At 66.6% G+C, this 14,576-nt stretch carries 16 protein-coding genes; 1 reads left to right on the top strand and 15 read right to left on the bottom strand.

The features are described from left to right. Positions 1 to 165: 165 nt before the first annotated feature. Positions 166 to 711 (top strand): hypothetical protein, encoded by a 546-nt coding sequence (locus tag AC36XV_RS03930; RefSeq protein ID WP_492202371.1) that lies wholly within the window; start codon positions 166 to 168, stop codon positions 709 to 711. Positions 712 to 1,042: 331 nt separating this feature from the next. Here the strand turns inward: AC36XV_RS03930 and secA are convergent, their stop codons facing one another. From secA to rpsM, 15 genes are all read right to left on the bottom strand, one after another. After that, the gene (gene secA, locus AC36XV_RS03935; protein WP_492202372.1) at positions 1,043 to 4,339 is read right to left on the bottom strand and encodes a preprotein translocase subunit SecA; all 3,297 of its coding nucleotides are present in this window, start codon (positions 4,337 to 4,339) and stop codon (positions 1,043 to 1,045) included. A gap of 48 nt (positions 4,340 to 4,387) precedes the next feature. Further along, positions 4,388 to 4,984, bottom strand: coding sequence for a nicotinate-nucleotide adenylyltransferase (nadD, locus tag AC36XV_RS03940; protein ID WP_492202373.1), 597 nt, complete (start codon positions 4,982 to 4,984; stop codon positions 4,388 to 4,390). Next, positions 4,974 to 5,750 (bottom strand): outer membrane protein assembly factor BamD, encoded by a 777-nt coding sequence (locus AC36XV_RS03945; protein ID WP_492202374.1) that lies wholly within the window; start codon positions 5,748 to 5,750, stop codon positions 4,974 to 4,976. The genes nadD and AC36XV_RS03945 overlap by 11 nt, the downstream gene beginning before the upstream one ends. Then, positions 5,750 to 6,682, bottom strand: a complete 933-nt coding sequence (locus tag AC36XV_RS03950) for a tetratricopeptide repeat protein (protein ID WP_492202375.1) — start codon at positions 6,680 to 6,682, stop codon at positions 5,750 to 5,752. The genes AC36XV_RS03945 and AC36XV_RS03950 overlap by 1 nt, the downstream gene beginning before the upstream one ends. Positions 6,683 to 6,693: 11 nt before the next feature. Continuing rightward, on the bottom strand, positions 6,694 to 7,446 hold the full coding sequence (locus AC36XV_RS03955) for a glycosyltransferase family 2 protein (protein ID WP_492202376.1): 753 nt from the start codon (positions 7,444 to 7,446) through the stop codon (positions 6,694 to 6,696). Continuing rightward, complete coding sequence (locus AC36XV_RS03960; RefSeq protein WP_492202377.1) at positions 7,443 to 8,429, bottom strand: UDP-glucuronic acid decarboxylase family protein; 987 nt, start codon at positions 8,427 to 8,429, stop codon at positions 7,443 to 7,445. Before AC36XV_RS03960 ends, AC36XV_RS03955 begins: the two co-directional genes overlap by 4 nt. Beyond that, a complete protein-coding gene (locus AC36XV_RS03965; protein WP_492202378.1) occupies positions 8,426 to 9,739 on the bottom strand; it encodes a UDP-glucose dehydrogenase family protein in 1,314 nt (437 codons plus the stop codon). The genes AC36XV_RS03960 and AC36XV_RS03965 overlap by 4 nt, the downstream gene beginning before the upstream one ends. 11 nt (positions 9,740 to 9,750) lie before the next feature. Further along, a complete protein-coding gene (locus AC36XV_RS03970; protein ID WP_492202379.1) occupies positions 9,751 to 10,752 on the bottom strand; it encodes an SDR family NAD(P)-dependent oxidoreductase in 1,002 nt (333 codons plus the stop codon). A 175-nt stretch (positions 10,753 to 10,927) separates the two neighbouring features. After that, the gene (gene rpmB, locus AC36XV_RS03975) at positions 10,928 to 11,119 is read right to left on the bottom strand and encodes a 50S ribosomal protein L28 (RefSeq protein ID WP_492202380.1); all 192 of its coding nucleotides are present in this window, start codon (positions 11,117 to 11,119) and stop codon (positions 10,928 to 10,930) included. 12 nt (positions 11,120 to 11,131) lie between these two features. Further along, positions 11,132 to 11,617 carry a hypothetical protein gene (locus AC36XV_RS03980; protein WP_492202381.1) on the bottom strand — a complete coding sequence of 162 codons (486 nt, stop codon included), beginning with the start codon at positions 11,615 to 11,617 and terminating at the stop codon, positions 11,132 to 11,134. 33 nt (positions 11,618 to 11,650) lie between these two features. After that, complete coding sequence (rplQ, locus tag AC36XV_RS03985; protein WP_492202382.1) at positions 11,651 to 12,013, bottom strand: 50S ribosomal protein L17; 363 nt, start codon at positions 12,011 to 12,013, stop codon at positions 11,651 to 11,653. Further along, entirely contained in the window at positions 12,003 to 13,091 is a 1,089-nt protein-coding gene (locus AC36XV_RS03990) for a DNA-directed RNA polymerase subunit alpha (protein WP_492202383.1), read from the bottom strand. The genes rplQ and AC36XV_RS03990 overlap by 11 nt, the downstream gene beginning before the upstream one ends. 19 nt (positions 13,092 to 13,110) lie before the next feature. After that, positions 13,111 to 13,743, bottom strand: a complete 633-nt coding sequence (gene rpsD, locus AC36XV_RS03995) for a 30S ribosomal protein S4 (protein ID WP_492202384.1) — start codon at positions 13,741 to 13,743, stop codon at positions 13,111 to 13,113. A gap of 49 nt (positions 13,744 to 13,792) precedes the next feature. Continuing rightward, entirely contained in the window at positions 13,793 to 14,176 is a 384-nt protein-coding gene (rpsK, locus tag AC36XV_RS04000) for a 30S ribosomal protein S11 (RefSeq protein ID WP_492202385.1), read from the bottom strand. A gap of 9 nt (positions 14,177 to 14,185) precedes the next feature. After that, positions 14,186 to 14,569: a 30S ribosomal protein S13 gene (gene rpsM, locus AC36XV_RS04005; RefSeq protein ID WP_492202386.1), complete on the bottom strand. Its 384-nt coding sequence runs from the start codon at positions 14,567 to 14,569 to the stop codon at positions 14,186 to 14,188. Between the last annotated feature and the right edge of the window lie 7 nt (positions 14,570 to 14,576).

The following is a 14,576-nucleotide window of genomic DNA, read 5'->3' on the forward strand; positions in this document are numbered from 1 at the left end:
GTGCCGAAAGATAGGACGTGGCCTGAGTTCGAGCCAATCGTATCGGGTGCCCGTTCGGTGGGTGACGGGCGAGAGGTGGCTGTGGGGCCGCGACCACCTCCCACGCCACCCGCCGGGCGGGTGCCTGAGACGGCGAATCGATCACCTACGATTCAGGAGGTCGCCATGAAACCGATTCGCATCGCCTGGTGTCTCGCAGCCGCCGCACTGTTTCTCGGCTGTGAGCAGACTACCGAGCCGGTCGCTCAGGCCGACCAGGTCTCCCCATCCATGGCCGTGGAGCACGAGGAGTATCAGGTCGAGTACACCCTCGACGACGTGCTCGCGTACGAGTGCGTCGACGAGCTGATGCACGTCAGGGGAATCGTCGTGGTGGACAAGTACCGGCTGTGGAACCCCGTTCAGAATCCGAATCGAAAGGGTCAGTCAGTCGAGTACAGAGGGCTCAATACCGAATACCCCGAGTTCTCGATGGAAGGCCTGACGTCGGGAGACATGTGGATCCTGGACACGTCCAAGAACAACAAGTGGAACGAAAAGAAGCACGACTTCAAGGACGGCAGCTGGGTCTACCACCAGGACCTCAGCTGGTTCTTCATCAATCAGGACGGAGAAAGCCTGCACGTCAAGGGAACGTACCAGCTCATGAAGGACGAGACCGGGCTCACGATGTACCAGGTCAACAACGGAGCCTGTCCCGAGATCTGGTAGTCAGTCTCTAGGTGCCAGACCTCAAAGACCGAGAGGGCGGCCACCCGGCCGCCCTCTCTTCATCCGAGACCGAAGCCGCACTGCTCTCCACCTCGGGAAACAACTCCGCTGGAAGGGCCGGGGTGATCCGACGGGGGATCTAGCGGAGCCCCGAGGAGGCCTCCGCTGGAAGGGCCGGGGTGCTCCGACGGAGGCTATAGCGGAAACCCGAGGAGGCCTCCGCTGGAAGGGCCGGGGTGATCCGACGGAGGCTATAGCGGAAACCCGAGGAGATCACCGAGCGGCGTCAGCCGCGAGGAAGCTCCGAAGGGATGGAGCGGCCTCCGGAGGATCACCCCACCCTTCCATGACATTTCTTGTACTTCTTGCCGCTCCCGCACGGGCACGGATCGTTCCGGCCCACCTCTTCCACTCCCTGGATCGGGGCCTCGGGACGCACGACCTGCTGGGTCGGCCGCGCCTCCGGCTGCTTGAGAGCCGTGGCTGCGACGCCCGTGGCGGCCAGCTCCGGGGCTGCCGCGGCGGAACGGGGCGGTCCGGACGCCGCCATCGGACCGTACGCCGGCGCTCCGCTCCCGGTGCCCGCCGTGTCGCTGGGCCCGGTCATCGAGCTCACCTGCTGCGGACGCAGGGCCGGCCGCAGCTCCACCTGGGCCCGGAACACCAGATTCGACAGGCTCTTCCGCAGGTCCTGCATCAGGTCGACGAACGCGGCGTAGGCTTCCTTCTTGTACTCGACGAGCGGATCCCGCTGGCCGTAGGCCCGGTACCGGATCGACTCCCGCAGGTGATCCAAATCGTACAGGTGCCCCTTCCACTTCTCGTCGATCACCGAGAGCACGATGAAGCTGAGGATCCGCTCCCAGTTCTCACCGAAGCTGTCCAGCTTCTCGCGGTACGCCTCGTGGACGAAGTCGAGCACGGCGTCCATCAGCTCGTCGGTGTCCTTCCACGGGATCTCGGCCGGATCCGGGGCGTCGGTCGGAAGGAACGACGCCACGAGGAAGTAGTCGAGGAGGAACCGCTCCCTCAGCCCGGGAAGATCCCACTCGTCGGCGTGCGAGCCCGGCTCGATCACCCCCTCCACGACCTCGATGACCGAACGCTCGATCATCTCCCACACTTCCCCCTTCAGGTCCTCCCCGCCCTCGAGGCCGAACAGGCGCAGGTCGTAGATCACCTCGCGCTGCTGGTTCATCACGTCGTCGTACTCGAGCAGCCGCTTCCGGGCCTCGAAGTTCTGCAGCTCGACGCGGCGCTGGGCGCGCTCGATCGACTTGGTCATCCACGGGTGCGTGATGACCTCGCCCTCCTCGGCGCCGAGCCGATCCATCACCTTGGCCACCCGCTCGGTCCCGAACAGGCGCATGAGGTCGTCCTCGAGGGAGAGGAAGAACCGGCTGGAGCCCGGGTCTCCCTGCCGTCCCGACCGGCCGCGCAGCTGGCGGTCGATGCGGCGCGACTCGTGCCGCTCGGTGCCGAGGATCTGCAGGCCGCAGGGCGGATCCACGTAGCAGCCGAGGGCCTTGACCTGGCTCTGGTCGAGATCGGCCTCCTCGGTCAGCTGCCCGAAGGCCGGCTCCGCGGACTGGATTCCGCACACCTGACACTTCACGAGCGCGGCGCCCAGCTTGATGTCGGTTCCGCGCCCGGCCATGTTCGTGGCGATCGTGATCGCGCCGGGCTGCCCGGCCTGCGCCACGATCTCGGCTTCCCGCTCGTGCTGCTTCGCGTTCAGGACCTCGTGATCGAGCCCGCGCCGCTTGAGCATGCGGGACACCTTCTCCGACACGTCCACGCTCGTCGTGCCCACCAGGATCGGCAGGCCCCTGCGGTTCATGCGTTCGATCTCGTCCAGGAGGGCCGCGAACTTCTCCCGCTTGGTGCGATACAGCATGTCCTCGTCGTCCATGCGCCGCACCGGCCGGTTGGTCGGGATGACGACGACATCCAGCCCGTAGATCTCGTGAAACTCGCCTTCCTCCGTCTCGGCCGTGCCCGTCATTCCGGACAGCTTGGAGTACATGCGGAAGTAGTTCTGGATCGTGATCGTGGCGAGCGTCTGGGTTTCCCCCCGCACGCTCACGTTCTCCTTCGCCTCGACCGCCTGGTGCAGCCCGTCGCTCCACCGCCGGCCCGTCATCTTGCGTCCGGTGAACTCGTCGACGATGACGACCTCACCGTTCTCGACGACGTACTCCACGTCCTTTTCGTACAGCGCGTGGGCCTTGACCAGCTGGTGGATGATGTGGAGCCGCTCGGACTTCTCGGCGTAATCGCGCTCGAGTTGCTGGATCCGGTCTCGCTTCTCGTCCGGGCCGAGCTTCTCGTCGTCCTCGACCTTCTTCACCGCCTCGGAGATGTCCGGGATCACGAAGGCGTCCGGATCGCCCGGGCTCAGGATGTCCTGGCCGCGGTCGCTGATCTGAATGGCGTGCCCCTTCTCATCGGTGGTGAAGAGGAGCATCTCGTCGATCTCGGTCATGGCCTTCTCGCGCATGACCCCGGCCTCGGTCCGCTGCACCAGCTGCTTCACGCCGGTCTCGTTCAGCAGCTTCATGAGGCGCCGGTTCTTCGGGGCGCCGCGCTGCGCCGCGAGCAGGAGCTTGCCGGTGCGGAACTCGCTGGCGTCCTCGGCCTCTTCCTCGAGCTTGGCCAGCTCCTTCTCCGCATCGGCCACCAGCTCGTTGACGATCGCCGTCTGCTTGCGCACCAGGCTGGCGACCTGCGCGTTGTACTTCTTGTACGCCTGCTGGTCCTGCGCCTGCCCGACCGGGCCGCTGATGATCAGCGGGGTCCGCGCCTCGTCGATCAGCACGGAGTCGACTTCGTCGATGATGGCGTAGTTGTGCGCCCTCTGGACCCGGTCCTCGAGCCGCACCACCATGTTGTCCCGCAGGTAGTCGAAGCCGAACTCGTTGTTCGTGCCGTAGGTGATGTCGCACCCGTACATGCCCCGACGGACCTCGCTGCCCGGCTGGGTATCGTCGATGCAGCCGACGGTGAGACCGAGGTACTCGAACACCGTGCCCATCCACTGGGAGTCGCGCCGCGCCAGGTAGTTGTTGACGGTCACCAGGTGGGCGCCCTTCCCCGACAGCGCGTTGAGGTAGAGCGGAAGGGTGGCGACGAGCGTCTTTCCCTCGCCGGTCGCCATCTCGGCGATCTTGCCCTGGTGCAGCACGATCCCGCCGATCAGCTGCACGTCGTACGGCACCATGTCCCAGACCATCTTGCGGCCGGTGACCTCGATCTCGCGCCCCATGAGCCGCCGGCATGCCTCTCGTACGGTCGCGAAGGCCTCCGGGAGCAGCTCGTCCAGGATCTCGTCCGTCGCCTCCTGAAGCTCCTCCTCGGCACGGCTCATCCGCTCGGACAGGTCGGCCCGCTTCGAGCTCTCCTCGGTGCGCCGGCGATCCTCGCGGAGCCGCTGGATCTCCTCCTCGAGCTCCCGGGTCCGTTCCCGAATCCTCTCCCGGAACCTCTCCGTCTGGGCCTTGAGCTCTTCCTCGGAAACGTCGGCCAGCCGCTCCTCGTGGACCTTGATCTCGTCGACGATGGGCTGCATGCGCTTCATCTCCCGCTGGAAGCGCGTGCCCACGACCTTCTGTACGATTCCCTTCAACATCGGCTGCGTTCTTTCTCTGTGTTCCGTCGTTCCATCGGACGTACCGGCTTACACGGACGCGGTGGCCCGCCGCTCCTTCCATGCCCGCTCGATCGCGGGCCGGATGGACTCCGGTACCATGTATCGGATGGATCGGCCGTCCCCGAGGCGGCGACGTATGCGCGTGCTCGAGAGGTCGACCCTCGTCACCTCGATCCACTCGTGGGGGATCTCCGTGTCCCTCTTCGCTTCCCCGGACCGCGCCATCACCACGAGCCTCGAGAGCTCGAGGATGCGCTCCGGGTTCCTCCATTCCCCGAAAGCGGCCAGCTGGTCCGCCCCGACCACCAGGTACAGCACTTCCGGAGCAAGCTCCGCATGAACCCATTCGAGGGTGTCGACCGTCCAGGACGGTCCTTTGCGGCGCACCTCGACATCGAGCACCTGCACCCGGTCATCGCCGGCGAAGGCCGCCCGGGTGAGCTCGAGTCGCGTGTGCGGATCGAGTGCCGCATCCCGGTGGGGCGGACGTCCGGCCGGGACGACCAGCAAGCGGTCCAGTTCGAGGCCCTCGATCACGTCCTGCGCCACGACCCGGTGCCCGATGTGCGGAGGGTCGAAGGTCCCGCCGAAGACCCCGAGGCGTCCGGGCACGTCAGCTCCCATCGTCTTCTGCAGCCAGCTTGCCGGCCTGCGGCGAATCCGGATAGAGCTCCAGGAGACGCTCCCGCACCAGGTTGGCCTCCGTCCGAAATCCGACCCGGGCATAGCTGTCGTGCAGCACGAACAGGGTCTCCGGTACGACTTCCGTCTCCGGATACGTCTGCAGGATGTTTTCGAAGTAGATGATCGCCGACTCGAGAAATCCTCGGTCGTAGTAGAACTTGCCCACCCGCAGCTGCTTGGCGGCCATCTTCTGCCGTGCCTCGGCGACGAGCTCCCGGGCGTCCGCGAGGAGCGGACTGCGCGGGTAGAACTCCATCAGCCGCGTGCATTCCTCCATCGCCTTCTCGGTGAACTCCTGGTCTCTCGGAAGATCGGGCGAGACCTCCCAGTACGCCCGGCACACGCCGTACTGCGCGTCGTCGGCCATGGGGCTGTTCGGGCGCGACGTCGCGAGCTGCTGGAACTCGTTGGCCGCCAGGAGCTCCTGGCCCGTCTCCAGGTACGATTCCGCCAGCAGGTAGCGGGCGCTGTCTGCCGCAGGGTGCAGGGGCTCGCGAATGAGGAAGTCCCGGAAGCCCCGGATCGCGTCCTGGTACTTGCCCGCGTCGTACCGCTCGACCGACCAGTCGAACCGTCCCCGCGGCGTCGCTCCCTCCGGCGGCATGGCCGGCTTGCACGCGGCGAACGCGAGCACCGCCAGCAACGCCAGACCGTGAAGTCCGGCGCTCGACCAACCCGCCCCGCTTCGTCCCCCGAATCGTCCCATTATCTCAGATAACCGTACCGTATCTCTCGGATTCTCTCTTCCGCCATCGCCACCAGCGGCCCGCTTCGCGCCGGATTCAGGTCGAGCACGGCCAGGAAGTCCGCTTCCGCCTCGCCGTACGCACCCCTGGCGAGCCGGATCTCACCCCGCTCGAAATGCGCCCGATCGAGGAGGGTACGGGGCACGCCCTGGTCGATCAGGGCTTCGAGGAGCTCCTCGGCCGTCCCGTCGTGTCCCTCGCGTCGTTCCTCCTCGGCCACCTCGAACAGGCAGTTTCCGTACTGCCACCGAACGCCGGAGCGGTCGCTTCCGGCCGGCCCTCCCCGCGCCAGATAGCTCTCGAAGTACGCGAGCGCCTCGCGGCAACCTCCGAGCTCCTGGAAGGTGCGCGCGGTCTCCAGCTGCACCTCCGGCGGAGCCTCGCTCTCCCCTTCGAACGCTCCCAGATACAGCGGGAGCGCGCGCCCGTAGTCCGCCAGTCCCGCGTAATGCCTCGCCAGGGCGAGGCGGAGGTCCGGCGGAATGAGCCCGATCCCCATCGCTTCCACCGGCCCGAGGGCCCGCGCCATGTTGTCGGGCGCGCCCTTCTCCAGGGCGACGCGCGCCGCTTCGGAAAGCACGGCGGCCGCCTGGTATCGATACGTCGAGTCCGCGACGAGGAGCCGGCGGATGTACCGAAGCGCCGCCTCTACCTCACCCCGCTCTCCGTAGGCATCCCCGAGGCGGAGCAAGATCTCCGGCTCATCGCCCCGTTGGCGCAGGGCGAGTCGATACTCGGCGATGGCCGCGTCCACTTCTCCGGCCCCGTACAGACGATCGCCGCGTTCGAGCGCATCGTCCGAAGAGCCGCCGCAAGCCACGACGAGCAGCAGAGGCGCGATGGCGAGCGCGCGCCCCGGGCGGCGGCATGCGCGAAGCGGAAGGGTCGACACGTCCTCCGCCCTCAACTCGAGGCGGCGACCGGCGGTGTGCGACGCCGGGTGGTGGCCCGCCGGAAGACGCCGTACTTCACGATGCAGTACAGGGCCCGGAAGCCATCCTTCCAGTGGATCTTCTTGCCTTCCGCGTAGGTCCTTCCGCTGTACGACACGCCGACCTCGTACACGCGCCAGCCGCCGCGCGCGATCTTCGCCGTGAGCTCGGGCTCCACCCCGAAGCCCCGCTCCTCGATCTCGAGCCCTTCCAGAACCTCCTTCCGGAAGCACTTGTAGCACGTCTCCATGTCCGTGAGGTTCAGATTCGTCACCATGTTGGACATCAGAGTGAGGAATCGGTTCCCCACGTAGTGCCAGAAGTACAGCACGCGGTGAGGCTCGCCGCCGAAGAAACGGGAGCCGTAGACCACGTCGGCGCGATCGTCCAGGATCGGCTCCAGCAGCTTCCGGTACTCGTCCGGATCGTATTCGAGGTCCGCGTCCTGGATGATCATCACGCTGCCGCTGGCGGCCGCGAACCCGGTGGCCAGCGCCCTTCCCTTCCCCTGGTTGCGGTCATGCAGGATGACCCGGTCCACCAGTCCTTCCGACGCCAGCCGGTCGAGGATCTCCCGGGACCCATCCGTCGACCCGTCATCCACGCACAGCAGCTCGATCTTGAGGGGCACCTCGCGGACCCTCCGGACGATCGCCTCCAGGGTGTCGCGCTCGTTGTACACCGGCATCACGACCGACAGCACCTGTCCGCCGGTGGGTGTCATGGTCGCTCCCCGGACGGCTCCGTGATGACCGGCGGAGGCTCGAGGGCTCCCCGCTCGTGCAGCGATCGAAAATACGCGATCGTGCTCTCCAGGCCTTCGTCCAGCGAGACCTCCGGTTCCCAGCTCAGAAGCGAGCGCGCCCGGGTGATGTCGGGCTTCCGGACCTTCGGATCGTCGGTCGGGAGAGGCAGGTAGCGAACGCCGACGCTCGGGTCGACCGCCGCCTGCACCCGCTCGGCCAGCTGACCCACCGTGTACTCGTCCGGGTTGCCGATGTTCACCGGGTCGCGGGCATCCGAATGGAAGAGCCTGAATATGCCTTCCACTTCGTCCGAGACGTAGCAGAAGCTGCGCGACTGCGACCCATCCCCGTACACGGTGAGCCCGTGGCCGAGCAGCGCCTGCACGATGAAGTTCGATACGACCCGGCCGTCGCCCGGCCGCATGCGCGGTCCGTAGGTATTGAAGATCCGGACGATCCGGGTGTCCACTCCGTGGTAGCGCCGGTACGCGGTGGTCATCGCCTCCGCGAACCGCTTCGCCTCATCGTACACTCCCCGCGGCCCGATCGGATTGACGTTTCCCCAGTACGTCTCGGGCTGCGGATGGACCAGCGGGTCGCCGTACACCTCGGACGTCGACGCGAGCAGGAAGCGGGCTCCCTTGGCCAGCGAGAGGCCGAGGGCGTTGTGCGTCCCCAGGCTCCCGACCTTCAGGGTCTGTATGGGAAGCTCCAGGTAGTCGACCGGGCTCGCCGGGGAGGCGAAGTGAAGGACGCCGTCCAGCTCTCCGTCCACGTCGATGAACCGGGTGACATCGTGCTCGACGAAGTCGAACCGGGGCTCGTTCTCCAGGTGGGCGATGTTCTCGAGATTCCCCGTGATCAGGTTGTCCATGCCGATCACCCGGTAGCCCTCGGCCAGGAAGCGATCCGAGAGATGGGAGCCCAGAAAACCGGCCGCGCCCGTGATGAGAATCCTCATCGCACCTGCTCTCGCCCGATCGGGTAGTACTCGAAGCCGTGACGCCGCATGCGGCGAGGCTCGTAGAGGTTGCGGCCGTCGAACACGACCGGGGCTTTCAGCCGACCCTTGACCCGCTCCCAGTCCGGTCGCCGGTACTGCAGCCACTCCGTGACCACCACGAGGGCATCCGCTCCGTCCAGGGCGGCGTACTCATCCGGTGCGTAGGTCACTCGATCCCCGAGATACCATTCGCGCGCCACCTCCTCGGCCACCGGATCGTGGGCTGCGACCTGCGCCCCGGCGTCGAGCAGCTCCTCGATCACCGTCACCGACGCCGCCTCGCGCATGTCATCGGTCTCGGGCTTGAAGGCGAGGCCCCACACGGCGAAGCGCAGGCCCGACAGGTCCTCCCCGAAGCGGCCCCGGATCTTCTTCCCGAGCACGCGCTTCTGAGCCTCGTTCGTCTCGTGGACCTGCTTCAGGATGGAGAGGTCGATGTCCAGCTCCTCGCCGGTCTGGATGAGGGCCCGTACGTCCTTCGGGAAACAGCTTCCGCCGTACCCGGCTCCGGCGTACAGGAACGACGCCCCGATGCGCGGGTCCGAGCCGACGCCGTGGCGCACCATGGTGACATCGGCGCCGGCGGCCTCGCAAAGGGCGGCCATCTGGTTCATGAAGCTGATCCGCGTGGCCAGCATGGCGTTGGCGGCGTACTTGGTCAGCTCGGCCGATGCGATGTCCATGAAGATCAGCGGATTCCCGCTGCGCACGAACGGCTCGTAGAGCTCTTCGAGCACCGGCCGCGGCTCTTCCGACTCGATTCCGCACACGACCCGGTCCGGGCGCATGAAGTCGTCGATCGCCGCCCCCTCCTTGAGGAACTCCGGATTGGAGCAGACGTGGAACACCCCGTCCGTGTGCTTCTCGATCTCCTCCCGGACTTTTCTCGCCGTACCCACGGGAACGGTGCTCTTGGTGATCACGACCTTCTCATCCACGAGGTTCTCGCCGATCACCCGGGCGACCGCGAGAACGTGCTGAAGGTCGGCGGAGCCGTCCTCGTCCGGCGGCGTTCCCACGGCGATGAACACCACGCGCCCGTGACGGACGGCGTCGGCCACATCCGTGGTGAACCGGATTCGCCCCTCCTCCAGGTTCCGCTGCAGCAGGCGGTCCAGCCCCGGCTCGTAGATGGGGCTGCGGCCGTCGTTCAGCATCCCGATCTTCCGCTCGTCGATGTCGGCGCACACCACCTGGTTTCCCGTCTCGGCCAGGCAGGCTCCGACGACCAGACCGACGTATCCGCTCCCTACGACGGTGACGTTCATATCTCCCTCACTCAGACCACCGGGGTCGTTGAGTCCGTTCCTCCTGCGCGATCTCTAAGCCAGCGGTACGTCTCCCGAACCGTCGCTTCGACGTCGCGAGCCGGAGTCCAGCCCGTATCTTCGCGGATGCGCGTGGCATCGCCTGCGACCACGGCCAGCTCCTCCCGCCGCACGCGGCTCGGAACGACCTCAATCTCTACCTCGACGCCCGCCTCGTCCACAATCCAGTCGAGGATCGTCCCGATTCGGATCGGTCGACCGGAGCACACGTTGTAGGCCGCGCTCGGGTCCTCGAGCTCCATCAGGAGGCGGAGGGCCCGGACCCCGTCGCGAACGTCCGTGAAGTCGCGCTCGACATCCAGGTTCCCGACCCGGACCCTGGACTCCCGCTCGCCCGCGGCGATGCGGGCCACCTGCACGGCGAACTCCGGCACGACGAAGGGAGGCTCCTGACCGGGCCCCACCAGGTTGAAGCCCCGGACCACGAGGATCCGCAGGTCCTGCGCCCGGCGGTAGGTATGCGCCGCCAGCTCCTGTCCGGCCTTCGACAGACCGTAGGCGGACACGGGACGGAGGGACATGTCTTCCGTCAGCGGCAGTCCGTCCAGGGCCGCATCGCCGTAGGCATCGCAGGAGCCCATCACCAGGATGCGCGGGTCCAGGTCGGGGTGCTGTTCCCGGACGGAGACCACGGCCTCGCAGAGGTTGACCGTCCCTCCGACGTTGATGTGTACCGCGTCGGACGCGCGCTCGCGCGCCAGGGCGCCCGATGCGAAGCCGGCCAGGTGGAAGATCTGATCGGGGCGGGCGGCAGCGACCAGTCGCACCAGCGCGTCCCGGTCCCGCACGTCCACGGCCTTCCAGTCCACGGCCTTCATCTGATCGGCCGTGAGGGTCGAGCGAACAGGAGGCAGGTCGAGGGCGGAGGCCGCCACGTCGAAGCCGTGCTTCAGAAGCTCGGCGACGAGGTGCTGCCCCACGAAACCGTCCGCTCCGGTGACCAGTGCTTTCATTCGTGCCACGCTCCGGTCATGCGGCGCCGGGCCGGCCGGGAACGCCTCGCGGGCGCCGCATGGACGTCCGCGGATCGGTGCCCCGACACAACAAGAAGGCCCCACCTTGTGGCGGAGCCTTCTCGAGTCGTCTCAGCTCGACGCGATGAAAGGAAAGTCGACTCGCGCCGACGCCTCAGGGCGCCTTGCGGATCTTGCCCGCCTTCAGGCATCGGGTGCACACCCGAACGCGGACCGCGCGGCCGTCCTCCAGGACGCGGACCCGCTGCAGGTTCGGCATGAACCGCCGCTTCCGCTTGTTGTTCGCGTTGCTCACGCGGTTCCCGGTCGCCGGTCCCTTATTGCACACGTAACAGAAATTCGACATCTCAAACACGCATCAGTTGAACGAGAGCGAGTCCGCCATGATGAAGCTCGGACTGGCCGGAATCGCGCCCGCATTGTTTCCGTCAACGGCCCCCTGCTCCACCCACACCGAGCGAATGGAGTCGTTCAGCGTGAACACGTGGCCGTACAGGGTCACGTTGTCTCCCGCGTACGCCTGCAGGTCTCTCTGGATCAGATCGGCCGACATCAGGACCGGATACGTGACCGCGCTGTCCAGCTGCACGGTGAACGCACCGCGACCGAGTCGCTGCGCGACATCCACGGACCGCAGGTATCCTATGTCTCCCACCACGCCGGCCGGATCCGCGGCCAGCGAAGCGCTGTTCAGATCGACCGGTTCGCTTTCGACGACTTCTTCCTCGAGCACCGGGGCCACCTCGGTCTCGAAGGAATCCGCCTTGCGGTCCAGCCAGAACATGAACCCGACGACGGCCAGCACTGCGACGACCATCAGTATCGTCGACGCCCCGCGAAGCATCGGTGCCTGCCTTTCCCGACCCTGAGGTCGGCTCTAGTTCCCCGTATCCGTGAGCTCGATGATGGCCATCTCTGCACCATCACCCTTACGAGCCCCCAGCTTCACGATGCGGGTGTATCCGCCCGGTCGCTCCCGGAACCGCGGCCCTACGTCGTCGAACAGCTTGTGCAGCGCCGCCCGGTCCGCGATGTGCCGGCGCGCCCTGCGCCGACTGTGCACGTCGTCCGTGCCTCCGAGCGTGATCAACTTCTCCACGAACGGCCTGAGCTCTCGCGCCTTGGCCTCCGTCGTCCGGATCCGCTCGTGCTGGATCAGGCTCGTGGCCATGTTCCTGAGCGTCGCCGTGCGGTGGCTGGCGGTGCGGCTGAGGGACCGCCCCTTCTTCCTATGCCTCATCTCCGTCCTCGTCTTCCGTCACCGACGGTTCCGTCTCGTCGACGATCCACAGATCCCCGTCCTCATCGCGCTCGACGGGCATTCCGAAGCGGAGGCCGTTCAGCGCCAGGACCTCCGCGACCTCTTCGAGCGACTTCTCTCCGAACGAGGGGACGGCGAGGATGTCATCGCTCGACCGAACCACCACGTCGAGCAGCGTGTGAATGTCGGCCTTGTCGAGGTTGTTTCGCGAGCGGATCGAGATCCCCTCGAACGACTCGAGCGGCGACTCCAGCAGGGCAGTCACGCCCGCCTCCACCCGCGTACGGCCGGGCCGGCCTCCGGCCGCGGCCGGGGAGTCCCCGTTGCCGGCAGCCCCGAAGCTCGTGAAGTACTGGAGGTGGAGCCTGGCGACCTCGGCCGCGTAGGCGATCGCATCGCCCGGGTCCAGAGATCCGTTCGTCTCGACCTGGACCGTGAGCCGGTCGAAGTCCGTCCTCTGACCGACGCGGGTCTCCTGCACGAGGAAGTTGGCCCGGACGACCGGGTTGTAGATCGAGTCGATCAGGATCAAGTCGACCGGCGCGTCTTCCGGCCTCTCGTGCTGGTCCGCCGCCACGAATCCGCGGCCCCGGTTGACCCAGAAGTCCAGGTTGAGCGGGCGCGATTCCGGCAGATCGTCCTGAAGCGTGAACAGCACCTGGTCGGGATTCACGACGGTGACGCCGGACACGCTTCCGATCATGTCGGCCGTGACCGGACCCGCCTTGCTCACCGACAGCTCGAGCTTCGCTTCATCCACGCCCGGATCGAGCACGATGATCAGCTTCTTGAGCTTCTGAATGACCTGGTGAATGTCTTCCACCACGCCCGGAATCGTCTGGTGCTCGTGCTGCACCCCATCGGCCCGGAACGCCCAGATGGCGCAGCCCGGGAGGGACGAGAGCAGCACCCGCCGAACCGAGTTTCCGACCGTGTGGCCGAAGCCTCGCTCCAGCGGCTGCAGTACGTACTCCGCCCGCCGGCCGTCGTCGGAACGCGTGCGCTCCTCGACCGTGCCGGGCAGTACGAGTCCTGTAAGATCCAGTCCTGCTGACATGTCTATTTCGCCCCTGACGTTACTTGCTGTACAGCTCGACGATCAGCTGTTCCTGAACGGCGAGCGGGATGTCCGCCCGAGTCGGCTGCTCGATCACGCGACCCGTGAAGTTGTCGTAGTCCGCTCCGAGCCAGCTCAGCTGATCCTTGCTCTTGCGGTCCTCCATGGCCTCGCGCACCACCGGCGTGTCCTGCGCGGACGGAGCGATGGAGATCTCCTGTCCCGGAGACACCTGAAAACTCGGAATGTCGACGGTCGCACCGTCGACCTGCACGTGTCGGTGCCGCACGAGCTGACGCGCCGCCTTCCGGGACGGGGCAAACCCGAGTCGGTAGACGATGTTGTCCAGCCGTGCCTCGAGGGAGATCAGCAGGTTCTCGCCCGTGATTCCCTTCACGCGCGCGGCCTCGGTGAACAGCGTGCGAAACTGCCTCTCGCCGACTCCGTAGATGCGCTTCACCTTCTGCTTCTCGCGAAGCTGAGTGGCATACTCGGAGGAGCGGCGACGGCGACGACCCGTCCCGTGCTGACCGGGAGGATACGCCTTCCTCTCGATGGCGCACTTGTCAGTCAGACACCGCTTGCCCTTCAGAAACAGCTTCTCGTTTTCCCTCCGGCACAGCCTGCACACCGGACCCGTATAACGTGCCATCTAGCTTCCCTAACCTGTGACCGACGTGATTCTCACTGCCCGCCCCGGCTCAGACGCGGCGCTTCTTGGGCGGGCGACATCCGTTGTGGGGAATCGGGGTGACATCCCGGATCGAGCGGATCGTCAGACCCGCACCCTGCAGCGCCTGGATCGCCGACTCGCGTCCCGACCCCGGCCCCTGCACCCGCACGTGAACCCTCTTCATGCCCATCGACGCGGCCTCACGGCCCGCCGTTTCCGCGGCAATCGTGGCCGCGAACGGAGTGGACTTCTTCGAGCCCTTGAAGCCGGCCTTTCCGGCGCTGGCCCAGGCCACCGCACCACCGGCCATGTCCGTGATCGTGATGATCGTGTTGTTGAACGTCGCCTTGATGTGGGCGATGCCTTCCGCATCGACCTGGCGCTTGCGTCTCGTGCTTCTCGGCTTGGCCATCCGTCGTCCCTATTTCTTTGCGGGCGGCTTCTTCTTGCCGGCCACCGTGCGCCGCGGGCCCTTCCGGGTGCGCGCGTTCGTGTGAGTGCGCTGTCCACGGACGGGAAGGCCCCTGCGGTGCCTCAGCCCCCGGTAGCAGCCGATGTCCATGAGCCGCTTGATGTTCATGGACGTCTCGGTGCGAAGCGCGCCTTCCACCTTGTAGCGGGCCTCGATGACCCGACGGAGCTTGTTGACATCCTCGTCCGAAAGGCTGTGGACGCGCGTGTCCGGATCCACGGCCGTTTCGGCCAGGATCGCCTGTGCTGTGGAGCGACCGATCCCGTAGATGTAGGTCAGAGCGATCTCGACCCGCTTGTCCCGGGGAAGGTCGACGCCGGCTATTCTTGCCATGTACCAC

The sequence above is a fragment of the Candidatus Benthicola sp. genome, from assembly GCF_058719085.1.